Origin of the sequence: Streptomyces griseiscabiei, from assembly GCF_020010925.1 — a bacterium.
Classification (GTDB): Bacteria; Actinomycetota; Actinomycetes; order Streptomycetales; family Streptomycetaceae; genus Streptomyces; species Streptomyces griseiscabiei.
In genome coordinates this window covers 3,683,292-3,700,536 of sequence record NZ_JAGJBZ010000002.1, presented here as the reverse complement: position 1 = coordinate 3,700,536, position 17,245 = coordinate 3,683,292, and the positions used below count along the sequence as shown (strand labels likewise).

At 71.2% G+C, this 17,245-nt stretch carries 16 protein-coding genes and 1 pseudogene; 3 read left to right on the top strand and 14 right to left on the bottom strand.

Features of this window, described 5'->3' with window-relative positions; genetic code table 11:
• Nucleotides 1-5: 5 nt before the first annotated feature.
• The 3 genes from J8M51_RS33165 to J8M51_RS33155 are packed head-to-tail and all read left to right on the top strand — an operon-like array spanning nt 6 to nt 3,014.
• Nucleotides 6-1,307 carry an FAD-dependent oxidoreductase gene (locus J8M51_RS33165; RefSeq protein ID WP_086758681.1) on the top strand — a complete coding sequence of 434 codons (1,302 nt, stop codon included), beginning with the start codon at nt 6-8 and terminating at the stop codon, nt 1,305-1,307.
• A 1-nt stretch (nt 1,308) separates the two neighbouring features.
• Nucleotides 1,309-1,761, top strand: coding sequence for a flavodoxin domain-containing protein (locus tag J8M51_RS33160; RefSeq protein ID WP_086758683.1), 453 nt, complete (start codon nt 1,309-1,311; stop codon nt 1,759-1,761).
• A 41-nt stretch (nt 1,762-1,802) separates the two neighbouring features.
• The gene (locus J8M51_RS33155) at nt 1,803-3,014 is read left to right on the top strand and encodes a cytochrome P450 (RefSeq protein ID WP_267299662.1); all 1,212 of its coding nucleotides are present in this window, start codon (nt 1,803-1,805) and stop codon (nt 3,012-3,014) included.
• 30 nt (nt 3,015-3,044) lie between these two features.
• Here J8M51_RS33155 and J8M51_RS33150 read toward each other — a convergent pair.
• The 14 genes and pseudogenes from J8M51_RS33150 to J8M51_RS33085 all read right to left on the bottom strand — a co-directional run.
• Nucleotides 3,045-3,544: pseudogene (locus J8M51_RS33150) on the bottom strand (transposase); the annotation flags it as partial.
• A gap of 167 nt (nt 3,545-3,711) precedes the next feature.
• Nucleotides 3,712-4,605: a DUF6182 family protein gene (locus tag J8M51_RS33145; RefSeq protein WP_086757122.1), complete on the bottom strand. Its 894-nt coding sequence runs from the start codon at nt 4,603-4,605 to the stop codon at nt 3,712-3,714.
• Nucleotides 4,602-5,780, bottom strand: a complete 1,179-nt coding sequence (locus J8M51_RS33140; protein ID WP_317852988.1) for a hypothetical protein — start codon at nt 5,778-5,780, stop codon at nt 4,602-4,604. The genes J8M51_RS33145 and J8M51_RS33140 overlap by 4 nt, the downstream gene beginning before the upstream one ends.
• Nucleotides 5,777-6,673, bottom strand: a complete 897-nt coding sequence (locus J8M51_RS33135; protein WP_256965062.1) for a class I SAM-dependent methyltransferase — start codon at nt 6,671-6,673, stop codon at nt 5,777-5,779. The genes J8M51_RS33140 and J8M51_RS33135 overlap by 4 nt, the downstream gene beginning before the upstream one ends.
• Nucleotides 6,670-8,388: a GH3 family domain-containing protein gene (locus tag J8M51_RS33130; RefSeq protein ID WP_086757123.1), complete on the bottom strand. Its 1,719-nt coding sequence runs from the start codon at nt 8,386-8,388 to the stop codon at nt 6,670-6,672. The genes J8M51_RS33135 and J8M51_RS33130 overlap by 4 nt, the downstream gene beginning before the upstream one ends.
• Nucleotides 8,375-8,953 (bottom strand): nucleoside/nucleotide kinase family protein, encoded by a 579-nt coding sequence (locus tag J8M51_RS33125; protein ID WP_256965064.1) that lies wholly within the window; start codon nt 8,951-8,953, stop codon nt 8,375-8,377. The genes J8M51_RS33130 and J8M51_RS33125 overlap by 14 nt, the downstream gene beginning before the upstream one ends.
• 278 nt (nt 8,954-9,231) lie before the next feature.
• Entirely contained in the window at nt 9,232-10,032 is an 801-nt protein-coding gene (locus J8M51_RS33120) for a class I SAM-dependent methyltransferase (protein WP_179203170.1), read from the bottom strand.
• A gap of 128 nt (nt 10,033-10,160) precedes the next feature.
• Nucleotides 10,161-10,811 carry a hypothetical protein gene (locus J8M51_RS33115; protein ID WP_086757126.1) on the bottom strand — a complete coding sequence of 217 codons (651 nt, stop codon included), beginning with the start codon at nt 10,809-10,811 and terminating at the stop codon, nt 10,161-10,163.
• Nucleotides 10,798-11,667, bottom strand: a complete 870-nt coding sequence (locus J8M51_RS33110; RefSeq protein ID WP_086757128.1) for an NmrA family NAD(P)-binding protein — start codon at nt 11,665-11,667, stop codon at nt 10,798-10,800. Before J8M51_RS33110 ends, J8M51_RS33115 begins: the two co-directional genes overlap by 14 nt.
• Before the next feature lie 249 nt (nt 11,668-11,916).
• Nucleotides 11,917-12,444 carry a YceI family protein gene (locus tag J8M51_RS33105; RefSeq protein ID WP_086757131.1) on the bottom strand — a complete coding sequence of 176 codons (528 nt, stop codon included), beginning with the start codon at nt 12,442-12,444 and terminating at the stop codon, nt 11,917-11,919.
• Nucleotides 12,445-12,598: 154 nt separating this feature from the next.
• The gene (locus tag J8M51_RS33100) at nt 12,599-14,026 is read right to left on the bottom strand and encodes a DHA2 family efflux MFS transporter permease subunit (RefSeq protein ID WP_086757133.1); all 1,428 of its coding nucleotides are present in this window, start codon (nt 14,024-14,026) and stop codon (nt 12,599-12,601) included.
• A gap of 65 nt (nt 14,027-14,091) precedes the next feature.
• Nucleotides 14,092-14,871, bottom strand: a complete 780-nt coding sequence (fabI, locus tag J8M51_RS33095; protein WP_086757135.1) for an enoyl-ACP reductase FabI — start codon at nt 14,869-14,871, stop codon at nt 14,092-14,094.
• A 339-nt stretch (nt 14,872-15,210) separates the two neighbouring features.
• Nucleotides 15,211-15,615 (bottom strand): hypothetical protein, encoded by a 405-nt coding sequence (locus tag J8M51_RS33090; protein ID WP_216586292.1) that lies wholly within the window; start codon nt 15,613-15,615, stop codon nt 15,211-15,213.
• Nucleotides 15,616-15,988: 373 nt separating this feature from the next.
• Nucleotides 15,989-17,221 (bottom strand): MAB_1171c family putative transporter, encoded by a 1,233-nt coding sequence (locus J8M51_RS33085; RefSeq protein WP_086757137.1) that lies wholly within the window; start codon nt 17,219-17,221, stop codon nt 15,989-15,991.
• Nucleotides 17,222-17,245: the final 24 nt, after the last annotated feature.

The following is a 17,245-nucleotide window of genomic DNA, read 5'->3' as shown; positions in this document are numbered from 1 at the left end:
TAGCCATGAGAACTCCGGCAGAGACAGCGCCGAGCCGCGCGGCCTCCCCCACCGGCGACGGGTCCCCGTTCCGGGTGGCGGTCGTCGGCGCCGGCCCCAGCGGGTGTTACGCGGCCCAGGCCCTGCGCAAGGGACAACCGGACATCGAGGTCGCCGTCCTCGACTCGCTGCCGACGCCCTTCGGGCTGGTGCGGTACGGCATCGCCCCGGACCACCAGGGCGCGAAGGCGGTGTCGCGTCAGTTCGAGCGGCTCTTCGCCCAGCCGGGAGTGGAGTTCGTCGGGAACGTGTCCGTCGGGACCGACCTCGGCTTCGACACGCTGCTGGAGAACTTCCACGCGGTCGTCCTCGCGACCGGGCTGGGGGCGGACCGGCCACTGGACATCGACCAGGACCCGGACGCCCGGATCGTCGGCGCCGGAGACCTGGTCCGGCTTCTGAACTCGGACCCGGACGCCCGCTTGCGGCACCGGCGGGACGGTCTCCGGGGGCTCGGTTCGGAGGTCGTCATCCTAGGCACCGGGAACGTCGCGGTGGACGTCGCGCGGCTGCTGTCGAAGTCCGACCTGGACTTCATCGCGTCCGACGTCGACGACGACGCCCTGCGCACGGTGGCACCCGACCCGGTGCGGACCATCCACATCCTGGGGCGATGTCCGTCGCGGCTGGCGAAGTGGGACGCGTCGATGGTGAAGGAACTCGCGCACGTCGTGGGTGTCCAGGTACGCGTGGACGGAACCCCCTTGGTCGACGAGGACTCGGTGCCCCCGCGCACGACGGTGGACGTGCGGTTCGAGCGGGTTCCGACCTCGATCCGGCGGCACGACGGCCGCGTCCGCGTGACGACGCGCCGCGCGGGCGGCGGCCCGGTCGACCACCTCGACGCCGACACCGTCATCACGGCGATCGGCTTCGACGCCCCGGCCGCACATCTGGCCCGGTCGAACGGTCCTGAGGCGCCGAACGTGTTCCGCGTGGGCGGGCCCGCCACCGGCCGGCTGGGCAATCTGGCGGAGAACCGCAAGCTGGCGGCGGAGACGGCGAAGGACATCCTCGCGTTCCTTCGCGGCCAGGAACCACGCCGCCGTGCGGGCCTGGCCGGGCTGCGTGACCGGCTGCCCGCCTCGGCGGTGGGCTTCGAGGCGTGGCAGCGCATCGACGAGGCGGAGCGACGACGTGCCCGTCCCGACAGATGCCGGACGAAGTTCACCACCAGGGACGAGCTCCTCGCCGCGGCGACGGGACCCGATGCCCTGCTCCCCACCCCGACGGCCACGACCGGACCGTCCGCAACCCAGGAGACATGAGATGACCGTCGTACACGTCCTGTTCGGGACCGAGTCGGGCAACGCGGAGATGGCCGCCGACGACATCGCCGCCGCGTTCGGTGGCCAGGGATTCGAGACCGTCACCACGGAGCTGACCGACATCGAGGTGTCCGATCTTCCGGCCATGGAGATCGCCGTGTTCGTGAGTTCCACCTACGGGGAGGGCGGACTGCCGGAGACGGCGGCGCCGTTCTACGAGGCCCTCATGGCGGAGCGCCCCGATCTGACCGGTGTGCGGTTCGCGGCGTTCGGGCTCGGCGACAGCGTCTACGAGACGTTCAACAACGCGATCGAGACCCTCCGTACGGCCCTCCTGGAGCTCGGCGCGGAGCAGCTCGGGACCACGGCCAGGCACGACGCCGCGTCGACGACCCCCGCCACGGACCTCGCCGCCGCGTGGGCCCGTGACCTCCTGGCCCTCGTGACCGTCTGACCCCGCCCCGCCCCGCCCCGATCAGAAGGAGTGACCGGTAGATGAGCCTGACCATCGAGGACGCCTCGGCCCTGTTCCCGTGGAACGACGAGCGGTTCCGGGCCGACCCGTACCCGGCGTACGAGCGGGCACGGGCGATCGCGCCGGTGCACCGGACCAGGGAGAACACCTACGTGGTGCTGAACCACGCGGACACCATGCACCACGCGAAACGTCCGTGCATGCGGATCGCGGAGCCGCCGTCCTTCGCCGTCCCCGGTGCGCCGCCGCACCCGTGGACCGCGTTCGACAACACGGTCCTGTCGAAGGACGCACCGGAGCACACCCGGATGCGGCGGCTGACCAACCGCTGGCTGACACCGAAGATGATCGGCACCTGGGCCCGGCTGACGCACGACTTCACCGTCGAGGCACTCGACCGGCTCGGCCCCGGCGATGTGGTGGACGCCCACTTCGACCTGGGCGTGATGCCGACCCATCTGACGATGTGCCGCATCCTCGACATGCCCGTGGGTGATGTGGAGGGGATGTTCTGGGCGCTGTGGGACGCGATGCTCATCAACGCGACCGCACCGGGTGAGGACATCCACGCGAGGTCGCTGGCCGGGATGACCTTCATGTTCGCCGAGACCGAGCGGTACGTACGGGAGAAGCAGAGCGCCGACGAGCCCGGGAACGGTCTGGTCGACGAGCTCCTCGCCGCCCACGGGCGCGGTGAGCTGACCTGGCGCGAGGTCCTGGAGACCACGGTGCTGCTGTACATGTCGGGCGGCCCGAACCCCGCCTACCTCATCGGCGCCGGCTTCAAGCTGTTCGCCGAACGACCGGACCTGATGGCGGAGTTCAGGGAAAGGCCGGAGATCCGGGACGCGTTCATCAACGAACTGGCCCGGCTGAACCCCGTGGAACTCATCGTCACCCGCTTCCCCGACGAGGACGTCGAGATCCAGGGCGTGCGCATCCCCGCCGGGTCCTGCGTCAAGTACCCGATCGGCGCCGCGAACCGGGACCCGGCGGTGTTCGAGAACCCGGACGAGTTCGACCACGCCCGGCCGCCGGAGGCGAGCCGGAACCTGACGTTCGGGCTCGGTACCCACGCCTGTGCCGGACAGCTGCTGGCGCGGGCCGAGACCAGAGTGATCCTCGGCCTCGTCGCCGAACGCCACTCCTCGGTCGAACTCGTAGGCGATCCGCTGGAGGTCCGCACGGACCGCCTGGTCGCCTTCGACAAACTGCCTGTCCGCCTCTCCTGAGCCAGGTCCCCGGAGCACGCCTCGCCGCGGCCCGACCGTGATCAGTCGCCGCGTCACCTGCCGGAGCCGGTCGGCCGTTACGGCCGCAGCGTCGTCGTCGGCGCCGAGACGGATCGCGTCCAGCACCCTGGTCCACGAGGTGCGGTCCGGCGTCAGCGCGGCGACGAACGAGTACGGCCAGCCAGGAATGATCTGCGCGGTCTCCTTGAAGCGGCCCCGGACGTGGCAGAACCACCGCTCCGGCGAACACGCCGCGTCCGAGCGCAGCCACGGGGAGACGTCTACCGTGAGCACGAGCCGTCCGTCGCAACGCGGCAGCGGCATCGATGCCAGCAGATCCCGCAGCCGGTCCGTCTCCGGACGGCCGTGGTCCAAAGCACCGTGCAGCGAGCCGTAGCCCCGGCGATGCTCGGCCTCAGCGACAGCTCCACCGGCTTCTTCACCGGACCGTCCGCGCACAACAGCGCGTCGGCCGGCTCGAAGTACGCGTCCGCACGGGCCGGCAGACAGTCGAATGCCGGCGGCCGCACGGTCGGCGGCGAACGCCGCCGGGCGCGCGGTTGTGCCGACGGTGGCGGTTGCCGAGGTCGAGCCGCAGCGCCGAAAGGTGTACCGCGTCGAGAACGGCGAGGCATCGACCCGGCCGGACGTCCTCGCCGGAGGCCGAGTCACCCGGTGCGAGTGACTCCGAGGAGCGTCAGAACCGCCCCGTCCTCGATCGAGCCGGAGTCCGGCGCGTGGTCGCGGTCAGCGCGGCGGCCAGTCGCAGCCGGTCGGGGAGGCGTTCGTCCGGGACGACACGTACGGCGTCGAAGGGTTCCGGTCCTGCTGTGAGGCGGGGAACCCCGCGCAGCACGAAGCGGTCTCCCGGTGCGACCAGTCCGTCCAGAACGGCCTCGGTCAGCAGGTGGTTCAGGTGGACCAGGGCGGCCGACATCGTGCAGTCGGCAGTGGCGAGGTGGACCACTCCGCCGACAGGCGGACAGGACGGCGCCGGAGCGCCGCCGGACGCCGGCCCTGGCACCCGGAGCACCGGATGGAGCACCTGGAGCTTCGGGTGGGGCACGTCGAAGGCGATGTCCCCGCCGTTCGGGACCTCCGCCGGAGCATGCAGCAGTTTCAGCAGGCGGCGCAGCGCGGCGGTGGCCGCGGGTGGCCCGGGCGCGGTCCAGGCGACCGACGCGTCCCGGGTCATCCGGGCGAACGGGAACCGGGCCCTGAGTTCCGCCGGGTTACCCGCGAGGAACACGGTCCGGGTGAAGGCCCGCCGCCAGGCGGCGCCCTGCGCCGCGTCGAGGCCCAGGGCGAACGCGCAGGTCTGCCCGGCCCAGGCTGCGAGGTCCAGGTCCCGCACCACCACGGCGACCAGAGTGGTGTCGGCCTCGGCGGACGCGGCGCCCACCGAGGCCAGTCCCTCCGTCGTCGAGAGGTCGTGCCGTGAGGTCAGCTCGGGATGCGCGCGGCTGAATCGTTCCCGCAGGGCGGTCCGCAGGGCTCGCTGCACCGTGTCGGTACCGGCGTCGATGTCTCCGGCTGCGGCTGCGGATACCGGCGCGGTCGTGTCCCCGTATGGGTCGTGGTCCGAGGTCACAGATACACCTCTGTCAGGAGGTCGCCCGCCGGCCGGTGGCGTCGGCCGAGGAGGGACGAGGTCAACTTATAGGGATCGACGTGCAGTCGAACCCTTCTGTGCCCGTCCACCCGCTCGGCGAGGGACCGCTCCGGTGACCGCGGATCCGTGAGCGCCGCGGCGATGAGACGTTCGGCGCGGCCGAGATACTGGCGCAGCAGCTCCGACCGGTAGCCCTCGGCGTGCCCGGGACCGAGTACGGCGATGAAGTACAGCCGCATACCGAGCCGTACGGCGGCCGGACTGTGCCCGGATCCGGCCGCGTCGAGCAGGGCGCCGGCGTGGTGATCGCGCCAGCCGCCCTCGCGTGCGGAGCGGATCGTGCCGTCGATCGGGACCCGTCCGACGGGCACCCGGACCACACAGGGCCCGAGCGCCGTGAGGACCCGGGCGAGGCGCTGGTAGTCGGGGTCCAGCTGACTGTCGTAGAGCAGGACGACCTCGTCGTACTCGGCTGCCAGCGGCATGAGTTCACGCAGGGCGCAGGCCAGGTAGTTGGGCCGGCCGTCGGAACCGACCAGGGGGCGCAGCGGCAGCCCGTGGCGTGTGAGGTCGAGGAAGACGGGGCCTCCGAGCGGCCGGTGGTCAAGGCACATCCCGAGGGCTCCGAGCCTGTCGATCATCTCGGTCAGGCCCAGCCCCGGCGGCTGGTGGGCGAGCAGTCCGGGGTCGGTCAGGCCGAGCGCCTCGTACTGCCGGGTCCAGATGCCGAGGACCCGGGTGGCGGCGGGATGCGTCCAGCCCTGCTCGACTGCGTCCGCGTAGGGACGCAGGGCGGCCGCGGGGACGGTATCGCCGGCGGCGCGGAAGGCCACGTACAGCTCCCCGATGCCGCACTCGTCGAGGGAGGCGTAGTCGATGTCGCCGTAGCGGCGGTCCAGGAACTCCCAGAAGCCGAGGGTCTGTTCGGTGGGGTGGTAGGTGGTGTGGCTGTAGCGGAGGCTCACCTCGGCCACCTGGCGGGTGGCGCGGTACATCACGTCCGACCACAGCAGTCCCTTGAGGTGACTCGGGGTGAGCGGCTTGGACGGCGTGACGGTGACGGGGGCCAGCAGGACCCGGTGCCGGGCCGATCGGCTCCCGGTCCCGGTCCGGGGCCGCGGCACGGTCGTGACGGCGGTGGCTGCCTCGCTCACCGCGGGATCCGGAGGGCGCCGTGGACGAAGAACACCCGGCGTGCTCCTCGTGCGCTGCGGGGCGGCACCGGGTCGGGCCAGCGGGCGAAGTCGGCCCCGGGCTGGCCGGGCTGCACGGCCCTCACCGTGTAGCCGCACTGGTCGAAGAGACGCTCGGGGACATCGCAGCCGGACACCCAGGGAGTGCCCCAGCCTTCGAACACGGAGAGCAGCGGCTCCATCTCGGGCAGCGTCAGGGCGGCGGTGTTCACCATGTCGGCGGCGATCCTGCTGCCGGGGGCGGAGCAGGCGGCGATGCGGGTCAGCAGTCGGCGCACCTCGTCCGACGGCAGGTAGTACAGCAGTCCCTCCAGCACCCACACCGAGGGGCGGGCCGGGTCGTAGCCGCGCTCCCGCAGTGTCGTCTCCCAGTCGAGACCGGTGAGATCGGCCGGGACGGTACGGAGGTCCGCGCAGGGCCTGGCCTCGGCCATCCGCTGCCGTTTGCGGGCGAGCAGAGCCGGTTGGTCGATCTCGAACCAGCGGGTGCCGGCCGGCCAGCGCAGCCGCCAGGCCCGGGTGTCGAGGCCGGCGGGCGCCATCACGACCTGGCGTATGCCGCCCTCGAAGGTGAGGCGGCGCAGGTGGTCGTCGAGGAAGCGGGTGCGGATGGCGTTGAAGTCGGGGGTACTCGGCACGTCGGACTCGTCGGTGCGGCGGCCGGTGACCGCGGCGATCTCGGCGAGCAGTGCCCAGCCCGCGGCGCCGGCCAGACCGGCGGCGTACGGGTCCGTGTAGAGGCGGTCCGAACGGCTCGTCTCGGCGGCGCGCAGCGCCGCGGTCAGCAGCGCGGTGCGTTCCAGCGGGCCCAGGGGCACCGCGTCCGTGACGGTCGGGGTCTCGTGCATGGTCATGCGCGCTCCTTCTGGGGCAGCGGGTCCGGTGCCACGCCGTAGCGGCCGACGAGCCGCTCCCACTGGCCGGGATCCTGTCGGAAGAGCCGGTCCTTGACCTGGGTGGGCCTGACACCGCCGGCGACGGTGTCCTGCCAGTCGCGCAGGAAGGCGTCGGCGGGCAGCCTGAGCGTGGTGGGCGCGGCGAGTCGGCCGTCGGCCCGGGCCGCGCGGTAGCCCGCCGACTCGCGGGCCAGTCCGTCGTCGAGCCGCGCATCGAACGCGGCGGTCTCGTCGTCGTGCCACGGGGTGCCCGCGGGGGAAACCGCGAAGACGTACCGGCCGGTTCCGTCGGTGGTGTCCACCCGGGCGGAGACGTTGCGCAATTCGAGTCCGCTCGCGTCGAGGGCACGGGCCACGGCCCGGGTGACCTGGGCGTCGCGCAGCCGCTCCCCCGCGTGGTCGCTGCGGGTGGCGCGGCCCGCGTAGGCCAGGCGGGGTACTCCGCCGGTCCGGTCGACGACCCGGACGACATCGCCGACGGCGTAGCGGTAGAGGCCTCCGACGTGGCTGAAGACGACGTGGTAGTCGCGCCCCGGTTCGAGGTCCTCGGGCGAGAGGGTCTCGGCGTCGGGCGTCGGGTCGTCGTCCGCGTCGACGAACTCGTACACGGAGGCGGTGGCGACGGGGCTTCCCGCGCTGCCGTGGCGGTCCAGGGCGACCGCCACCGGGCCCTCGGAGGCCGCGACCGGGGCGGGCAGCACGCTGACGCCGGCGCCGAACTCCTCGCGCAGCCGGGGCAGATAGAGGGTGGCGAGGCCGGTGGTCCAGCAGAACAGGGCCCGCAGCCGGGGCCACACATGAGCGGGGCGTATCGTCCCGAACCGGTCGGCGAGGGCCTCCAGTTCGGCTGCCCGGAGCGGGTCGGGGCTGCCGTGCGGGTGACCGCCGAGGGTGCCGTCGCGGATCTCCTTGACGATCCGCGGCCACCACAGCCGCAGTTGGTGGGGCAGGGCGGCGACCATCGCGGGGTTGATCCCGATGACGCAGCGGACGTCGCCCGTCACCGCCATGCGCAGCCGCAGATACGCCTTCTCCAGGTGGTCCCGCGCGTCGACGGGTACGGGCAGTTCCGCCCAGGCCGTGTCGACCGTGCCGGGCTCGGCGGACAGGGGCTCACCGAAGGTGTCCCCGAAATTCACCTGGCTCGCGCCGACATGGGGCTTGCCGGAGCTGGTGGTGGGCGGGGCGGACAGCGGGTCGTGCTTGAGGTTGAGCACCGCGTCCGAGCGCTGGAGCACCTCGGGGAAGTGGGTGAGCAGCGGTGCCCAGGCCGCGTAGTAGAAGGGGAAGAAGGTGGTGCGCATGAACCGGGGGGTGACCGGGATCTTCTTGTGGGCGCCGGTGCTTCCGCTGCTGGTGAAGAAGACGGCGGGCCGGTCGGCGGTGAGGACGTTCGCCTCACCGGCCGCACTCCGCTCGATCCAGGGTTCCAGATCGGCGTACGTCTGGATGGGCACCGCCCGGCGGTACTCGTCGAGGGTGCGGACACGGCCGAAGCCGTGCGCGGTGCCGTAGTCGGTTCCGGCGTTGAACCGCAGGAGGTCGGTGAGGACGTGACGCTGGTGTCCGGCCAGGTCGTCGAGGGCGGAGCTCAGCTGTGCCCGTTCCGCCTGCACACGCGCGGTGTAGCGTGCCGCGCGGTCCGTGATCGTCCCTGGGTCAGCCGAGTTCATTGGTGATCAGCTCCCGTACGGTGGCCGCGGTCCGCGCGGCGTCGCTCTGCTCCGTGAGGACGGTCATGGGCAGGTCCCGTATCTCCTCGCGCACGAGCCGGTCGAGGTCGGTCTGGTAGCGCTTGAAGCCGTACGGGCCGGGCAGCGGGCCGTAGTGCTCCAGTGGGTTGAGGTCGGCGCCCTCGCGCGAGCGGGTCCAGGCGCTCTCGGGGGTGACGTCGAGGTAGATGACCCGGCCCGGCCGGGGGAAGGACCGCCACCAGGTGAGGAGGGGGTCGTCGGGCACACCGGCCAGCCGGCACTTGGCGAGGAACTTGTAGTAGTAGGAGTCGACGACCGCGGGGATGCGGGGATCGCCGTTCAGGAGCTGGTCCCGCAGATGCACGACCGCCGTGTGCACCATCGCGGCGAGGAAGTCCGGGGACCACCGGGTCTCGTGCGGGGCGACGTCCTGCACAACGTCCCTGCGCAGCCGGGCGATGAGGGCGTGTTCCGGGGCCAGGAAGGTCTCGTCGAGGGAGACGAGCCGCCAGGGTGCGGCCGAGCGCCGCAATTCGGTGAGCACCGAGGACTTTCCCGCGTAGTCCGGCCCGAGAAGGACGAAGAACCGAGGGACGGAATCGTCCCGGCAATTGTCTTCGTTCCCTGTGTCGTTCAGCGCATTCGAGGCTTTTCGGTGCGGCACCGAATTGTTACGGCTGGAGGGCATAGCTCTTTTCCTCTCCCTACCGGATGTCACGGAATTCTCACGCGCTGCGGACGCCGGACGAGAAGAACGGCGTGACGAGGCGGCGCCCGGCTCTGTCGGCACCGGGGGTGGCCGACCCGCTGAGGGCCGGCGGGTCAGCCCTCCGTCGGCCGGCGTCCCCACGCGGAGACCAGCAGCGTGGTCATGTCCTGGCCGCGGGGCGTGCCGAGGGCGTCGAGGAAGTCGGTGAGCTGCTCGGCCGTGACCAGGCCGCTCTCCACCAGGGTGTGGCCCTCCTGGCGCAGCCGGGTGCCGATCAGCTCGTCGTCGGCGGGCGACTGGCCGGGACCGGCGGGCGTCACCCTGGACTCGACGTCCGTGAGGCCCGCCCGGCCGAGGGCGGCCGGCAGAGCCCTGGCCCACCGCATGTCGGCGCCCTGGGCCTCCATCCGGCGCACATAGCCGCCGACGAGGGCCCGGCCGACGGGGGTGGGGGCGTGATCCGCGGGCAGGTAGTAGAAGTCCTCGGCCACCAGCCAGCCGCCCGGCGCCAGCCAGCGGGTGATGCGGCCGAGCGCCTTCTGCGGCTCCCGCACGTGCTCGAGGACGGCTCGGGCGAGGATCAGGTCGAACGAGCCGTCCGGGAACTCCGCCGTGGTCAGGTCCGCCTGAAGGACGCTCAGGTTGGCCGCCCGGTCGGGCTCCAGGTACCCGGTGTCGGTGTCCAGCGCGAGCACCGAGCCCTCGCGGACCCGTTCCGCCAGCCAGTACGACATGGATCCGGCGCCGGCTCCGAGGTCGAGACAGCGCCACGTCGGGGCGGGGTCCAACCGGTCGACGATGGAGGTGCTCACCACGTCGTACTTCTTCTCGAACAGCCGGATCTGGTCGAGCGGGGAGAGGTGTCCCTGGGTCAGTGATCCGGTGCTTCGGGTGGACCGTGCGTCCGTTGTCATGCCTGTCTCTTCCTCCGGGCGAATACGGATGCGGCGGTGGGCGGGACCTGGGAGGACGCGGAGGGCCGGGGAGCGCGCCGCTCCCGGTTGGAGGGCCGCTCCCCTCATCCGGTCGTCCGGTCATTCGGTCAGCCGGCCGCGACGGTCTCGGCGACCAGGGTGCACAGGAACAGGTCCGGCGGCGCGACCTCCAGGGCGCTGATGCCCTGCTGCCCGTCCACGTTGCGCCGATCACTCATGTACGCGTCGAACGCGCCGCGGTCCGTCCACTGCGGGTAGTTGACATAGGTCCGGCCGTCGGTGCCGATGTACGGCGTCGCCGAGACGAACCCGGGGAAGTCCTTCTTCCAGTCCCCGCTGCGGCGCAGCAGGTCCGCCATGGCCTCGGCGGCCGCCCGGTCGGCGACGTGCCGGACCGCGACGCAGACCAGACCGGGAGGGCTGTTCGCCGACGGGCCCCGTACACCCGGTTCCGGCGTGCCGCCGACCAGGTCGGTGCGGAGCAGGGCTTTCCTGCCGAGCCGGTCCAGCAGTGCCTCTTCGACGCGGGCCGGGTAGCCGTCGCGGGCGCTCGTCTCGTCGCGCCAGGCGACGGAGTGCACGACGACGTCCCCGTCGAGACCGAGGTGGATCCGGGAGGAGAGGAATCCGTCGGGGCGGCTCGGGTCCGAGGTCTGTTCCACCAGCGCCCGCACGGCCTCCTGGGCCACCCCGGTCCCGTCCGTGCGCAGGACCAGGAAGGTGCGGAAGCCCTCGCGTGCCGCGTCAGCGGAAGTCATCGGCGAACTCCACCGCCCACTCGCGGAAGGTGCGCGGCGGACGGCCGAGGACCTCCTCGACGGTCGTGGTGATCAGCTCGGGCTCCTTGGTGAGCATCTCGAAGTACTCGAGCGCGCCGCTGGCGTACGCGGGCGGCCAGCCCGCGGACACCATGGCCTTCAGCGCGGCCTCGGCCGGTACGTCCTGCCAGGTCGGCTCGGTCCCGATGATCTCGCCGATGATCTTCACCTGCTCGATCTGGGTGAGGACCTCGGGCCCGGTGACGACCAGGCGCCGGCCGGCGAGTTCACTGCTCTGCAGGGCCTGTACCGCGACCGCGGCGACATCGCCTTCGTGGATGGAGGAGCGGGCGGCGGCGCCGTAGGGGGACCGCACGATTCCGGTGGCCTTGATCTGCTGGGCGTAGGAGAGCCGGGCGTTGGCCGCGAACCCGGTGGTCTGCAGGAAGGTCCACTCCAGACCGGTCTTCTCGATCAGCTCCTCGAGGTAGGCGTGGCAGTTGTTGTCCGTGTGCTCGTAGCCGATGTGCACGCCGATCGAGGAGACGAAGACGATGCGCTTGGCCTGTCGTGCGATGCGCTCCAGGACCGCCGGCGCCGTGTCGACGTTCAGGGTGAAGAACGGCCACATCAGCAGGACCGACTCGACTCCGTCGAGGGCGGGCAGCAGACTGTCGGGGTCGGCCAGGTCGCCGTGGAAGACCTCGAACCCCTCGTCCGGCAGGCGTCCCGCCCTGGGGTCGTCCGCCAGGAGCAGGGCTCGCGTGGTGACACCCTCGTCGATCAGTTGTCGGACGACGATGGGGCCCACGTTTCCGGTGGCTCCGATGACCAGAGCCGTATTGTCCGCTCCCATGACTCTTTCCTTTCCCTTGACTCCGTTGGATTCCCGTGGGGTCCCGCTGGGGGCCCTCGGCCGAGCGACTTTTATCCGGCCAGGACGAATAGCGGTGCGCGCACGCACAGGACGTGCGGCGCCGCGACCGTTATTCGCCGTTGTTATTGTCCGGGAATTCGGGCTTCAGTTTCACAGTCCGGGAATCCGACGGGCAAGGAACTTTCTTCTAAGATTCCGCGAAGTTGTCGACCGAGGGAGCCGACGCGGTCAGCGGCGCTCGGCGACCACGTCGAGGTCCAGGGTGAGGTGACGGCCCATGGACCCCTTCCCCTTGGTGACACCGAAGGCGTACCGGTCGACGGTGGTGACCGCGTGGACCACCAGTCGTCGTTCGTCGCCCGAGACGGTGTCGAGCGTCAGGGCGGCCGGCTTGCTGATCCCGCGCACCGTGAGACGCCCGTGCAACAGATGGGCCTCGTCACCGGCCTCTACGCGCTCGCCGCGGAAGTGCATCTCGGCGTGGGTGGCGACATCGAGGAACGCCGCCTCGCGGACATGGGTGTCCCGCTTCTCGTTGCCGGTGTCGATGCTCGCCGCGGAGATCACGGCCTCGACGGTCGAGGACGTCGCGGGGTCCGCCACCACCACCTCGCCCCGTGAGACGGCGAAGGTGCCGCGGACGACGACCAGTCCGAAGAAGTTGCGGATACGGAAACGGACGGCCGACTGTGCGGGGTCGATGACGTACGTGCCCACCTCGGGCCTGTGGTGCACGGCGTTGCCATGAATGGCCATATTGCGCTCCTCTGCGCTGTCGGAAAAGGGAACCGGCGCGCGGGGGGCGCCACCGGCTCCGTACGGCACCCCCGCCTCCCGGACGTGACGGCGGGGACCCCAGGTGGTTCGCAGGGTCACCGGGGCGTCCGGGGCGGGAGAGAACGAGGGCTTGTCAGGCCGTGACGGGGTCCGGGCGCTCGACGCCCTTGTCGCGGATCCGTCCCGTCTGACGGGGTACCAGCGCGGCGGCGACGGCGGCGAGCAGGACGGACCCGGTGCCGACCCACAGCGCGGGGGTGAGTCCGTCGACGAACTGCCGGGCCGACAGGTAGCCGCCCTGGGCGGAGAAGACGGCCGACATGGTCGCGACGCCCAGTGCGCCGCCGACCTCGCGCAGCGCGTTGTTGGCACCGGAGGCGATGCCCTGTTCCTCAGGGCGGACGCTGCTCATGACGAGGTTGGCCGTCGGGGCGAAGAAGAAGCCCATGCCGATGCCACTGATCACGAGGGACGGTACGAGTTGCGGATACGACACGTCGGTGGAGACCGCCAGGGCGAGGAGCCCGACTCCGGTGGCCTGGCACACCAGGCCCGTGACCACTACGGGCTGTCCGCCGAAGCGGTCGGAGAGAGCGCCCGCGATGGGCGCGGCGATCATCGGCATGGCGGTCCACGGCAGCATCCGCACCCCGGCCTCCATGGGTGAGTAGCCGCCGACGTCCTGGAGGAACTGGCTGAGCAGGAAGATGGACCCGAACATGCCGACGAACATGAACAGGCTCGCGGCGTTCACGGCGCTGAAGGCGCGGCTGCGGAAGAGGCGCATCGGCAGCATCGGGGTCGCCGCCCGCCTCTCGTAGGCGATGAACACGACGATCAGGGCCGCGCCGCCGATCAGTCCGGCCAGGACGGCGGAGCTGGACCAGCCGTCGCTGTTGCCGCGGATGAGGGCGTAGACGATGCCGAACATGCCGACGCTGGCGAGGGCGGTGCCGACCAGGTCGAGCCGTGGGTAGGGTCCGCGGCTCTCGTTCAGCCGCAGCAGGGCCAGCGGGAGGAGTACGGCTCCCAGCGGGACGTTGATCCAGAAGATCCACTGCCAGGAGATGTGCTCGGTGAGGGTGCCGCCGATCAGCGGGCCGGCCGCCACGGCGAGGCCGTTGACCGCGCCCCACACACCGAAGGCGAATCCCCGCCGCTCCGGCGGGACGGCGGCGGACAGCAGGGTGAGTGTCAGCGGCATCATGATCGCCGCGCCGAGCCCCTGCACGGCCCGCGCCGCGATGAGTGCCTCCATCCCGGGTGCCAGCGCCGCACCGGCGGAGGCGACGGTGAAGATCCCGAGGCCGACGGCGAAGAGCCGCCGGCGCCCGAACCGGTCGCCGAGGGCGGCGCCCAGCATCAGGAGCACGGCGAAGGTGAGTGTGTAGGCACTCACCGTCCACTCCAGATCGCCGAGTCCGCCGCCCAGGTCCGCACGGATCGAGGGCAGGGCGGTGGTGACGACAAGGTTGTCGAGTGCGGCCATGAAGCCCGCGGCACTGGCGATGATCAGCGCCCACGACGCGGTGTCGCGACGGGCTGCCGGTCCCTCTTGCATGACGCTCCTTCAGGAGTGGAGTGGGTGGGCGGTGACCGTGGTCCGGCCGGCGCGCCTCGGCGGCGCTATCCGCCGATGGCGTGCAGTCCCCCGTCGACGTGGAGGACCTCGCCGGTGGTCTTCGGGAACCAGTCGGACAACAGGCCGACCACGCCGCGGGCCGCGGGCTCGGGGTCGTTGATGTCCCACTCCATCGGGGAGCGGTCGTCCCACACCTTGACGAGATGGGCGAAGCCGGGGATGGAGCGGGCGGCGACCGTCTTGACGGGGCCGGCGGAGACCAGGTTGACGCGGATGTTCCTGTCGGCCAGATCACGGGCGAGGTAGCGCGACGCCGATTCGAGGGCGGCCTTGGCCACGCCCATCCAGTCGTACATCGGCCAGGTGACCTGCGAGTCGAGGCTCATTCCGACCACGGATCCGCCGCGCCGCTCCATGAGGGGCAGCACGGCCGTGGTGAGGGATTTCAGGGAGAACGCCGAGATTTCGACGGCCGTGGCGACCGACGACCAGGGCGCGTTGAGGAAGTTGCCGCCGAGGGCGTCCTGGGGGGCGAAGCCGATGGAGTGCACGAGCCCGTCGAGGCCGACTCCTTCACCGAGGTGCTCGGCGACGCGGGCGGGGAGCTCGTCCAGGTGCCGCTGGTTCTGGACGTCCAGCTCGATGACGGGGGCCGGCTTCGGCAGCCGACGGGCCGCCCGCTGGACGACCGGGAGGTGACCGAAGCCGGTCAGGACGACCTCGGCGCCCTCCTCCTGGGCGAGGCGTGCCACATGGAAGGCGATGGAGAAGTCGGTCAGGACGCCGGTGACCAGGATGCGCTTGCCTGCGAGGATTCCACTCATGGTGCTCAGTGACCCATACCCAATCCGCCGCCCCGTCAGGACAGGACGGCTCCAGTGGTAGCGGTGTGTGAGGCTGCGGTTCATGAAGGCGCACGGCATTCATCGCCCGGCCTGCTCGTAAACTATACTTTACGCGGGATCGCGACGGCCACACACGGCCCCCCTACGCCCGGCAACAGACCGGAAAACACGGGGGGTTGGCCGTAAGCAGGGGGCACTGACGGGAGAGGTACGGCAGTTACCCTTGGGACAGCGCAACAAGCCCTACCCTGGGGCAGGTTCGCAATGGTTTCGCTCGCAACAACCGTGCGTCACGCCATGCGTGGGGTGCGGTCGGCGTCAGTCCCGGTCCGTCGCGGCGGGGAGGGCCTGCTCGTCGAGCGCGTCGAGCATCCGCAGGAGCTGACGGCGCATCGCGGGGGTCATCTCACCCGCCCGCATCGCGATGGTGCGCACCTGGCGGTCGGTGAGCTTGCGCTCCAGTTCCTCGACCTCCTCGACCTCCTCGACACCGAGCAGGTAGGCCGCCGTGATGGGCGGCATGTCCGGCGTACGGCGCTCGTCGAAGAACTTGGCGAGGGCCTTGACCACCGCGATGGTCGGATTGGTGTTGCGCCCGGAGCGCAGCCCCGCCAGATAGACGCGGGAGACCGTCGTGTCGTGGGAGGGGTCCTCGGTGATCTTCCGGGCCACGTACGGCGTGGAGTACGACTGCGTGCGGCCTTTGTCACTCTGGTACGTCACGGACGCAAAGAGATCGTTCAGGCACTGGGTGAAGTCACCGGCGGGCTGATGCCGGTTCGCGGCCCCGCTCTCGCCACCCGGCACAGGACGCTCCCTTCCGTGCGTGGTCGAAGTGATGTGCCCTCAGACTTTAGCGGAGACAGACACCGTGTTGCACGGCGTCGGCCCGCTCCGGTACGGACGGTGCCGGACCCCTGCAGCGTACGGCGTACGGGGTCACGGCACGGTAACGCGAGCGAAGAGTGGGGCTGCCGTGGAGCAGCGCCCGAGCGTGCGGCACGGCCGACGGCACGCGGCGGCTGATGCCGACGGCCGGCCGGACACGCCGCAGCGGGCGTCCCCGGCCGGCCGCTGCATCGTCCGGCGCGCGGTGTCAGTCCCGTACGGACCCGGCCGTCTCGGTGTACGAGCCCGCTTGGTCCGCGGGCACACTGCCGGAAGCCTCGATCGTTGTCAACGCCCTGGACAGACTCACCAGCCAGCGCGCGTCCGAGTCCAGGTCGTGGCCGCCGCCGTCCGGGACCGCACAGGGTTCGTCGACCGGGGCGCCCCTGGCTCTGCGCGCCAGTGCCGCGGCCACCACCGCGGCCCCGGCATACAGTTCGAGGTCGCGGCCCGTCAGGCCCTTCGCCTCCCCGGCGGCCCGCGCCGCGCGTTCGTCACCGAGGGCGCAGTACGGCGTGAGGCGCACCAGGCCGTCCCGTATCTCGATCACCCGCCGGTAGTAGGCGCGTGCCCGCCAGGGCCAGACATAGGAGCCGCGGGTCCACCACCACTCGGAGACCTGGGGCAGGGCCAGTTCGGGGAAGGTGTCGTGCAACGCACGCCAGAGCGGGCCGAGTTCACGGAACCTGGTACGTCGCACGAACGCGGACGCGATACGGGCGACGACCTCGACCGTGACGGGGTGGGTCACGCCGGCGACCAGCGTCCACACGCCGAACAGGGTGGTCACGTACCAGATGCCGTTCAGTACCTCCGAGTCCACGGTGAACGCGAACTGGGCGGCCAAGGACAGGACTTTGAAGACACTGGCGCACAACTCGGCCACCAGCGCGACCGAGAGGATGCGCAGCGCCATGCGAAGGTTCCTGCGGATCGTGACGACGGAGTACACCAGGGACCAGCGCATCGCCATGGCGGCGACACCGCCGATGTAGCCGGACACGACCAGGACGAACCCGGCCGCGCTGCCGTCGTCGCGGTTCAGCCACTCGGAGGGCGAGGCGCGCAGCGCCCCCGGCGAGGCCGCCCACACCGCGGTGGCCGCCGACGCGAACAGCAGCAGGCACAGGACCGAGGCCAGCTGGGAGCGGTCCCCCTCGGGTCCCGCGGCCGAGAGGTGGAAGAACCTCAACAGCCAGAAGGCCGCGGTCATGCAGACCACACTTGTCACGAGCACGTTGACGCCTCTGGTCGCGGTCAACAACCAGGCGTAGACGTAGGGATGGAAGAGCACCAGCGCGAGCGCGATGCAGACGGTGCACCTGGTGATGGCCTTGAGGGGCAGGTCGGCCGGCGACCGCCGGACATGGACCACCCGGATCGCCGCGCAGAGACAGACCATGACGTCGATGTAGGTGCAGATGAAGATCTTGATGTGCACTGCTCACCCCGTACCGAGAGTGTG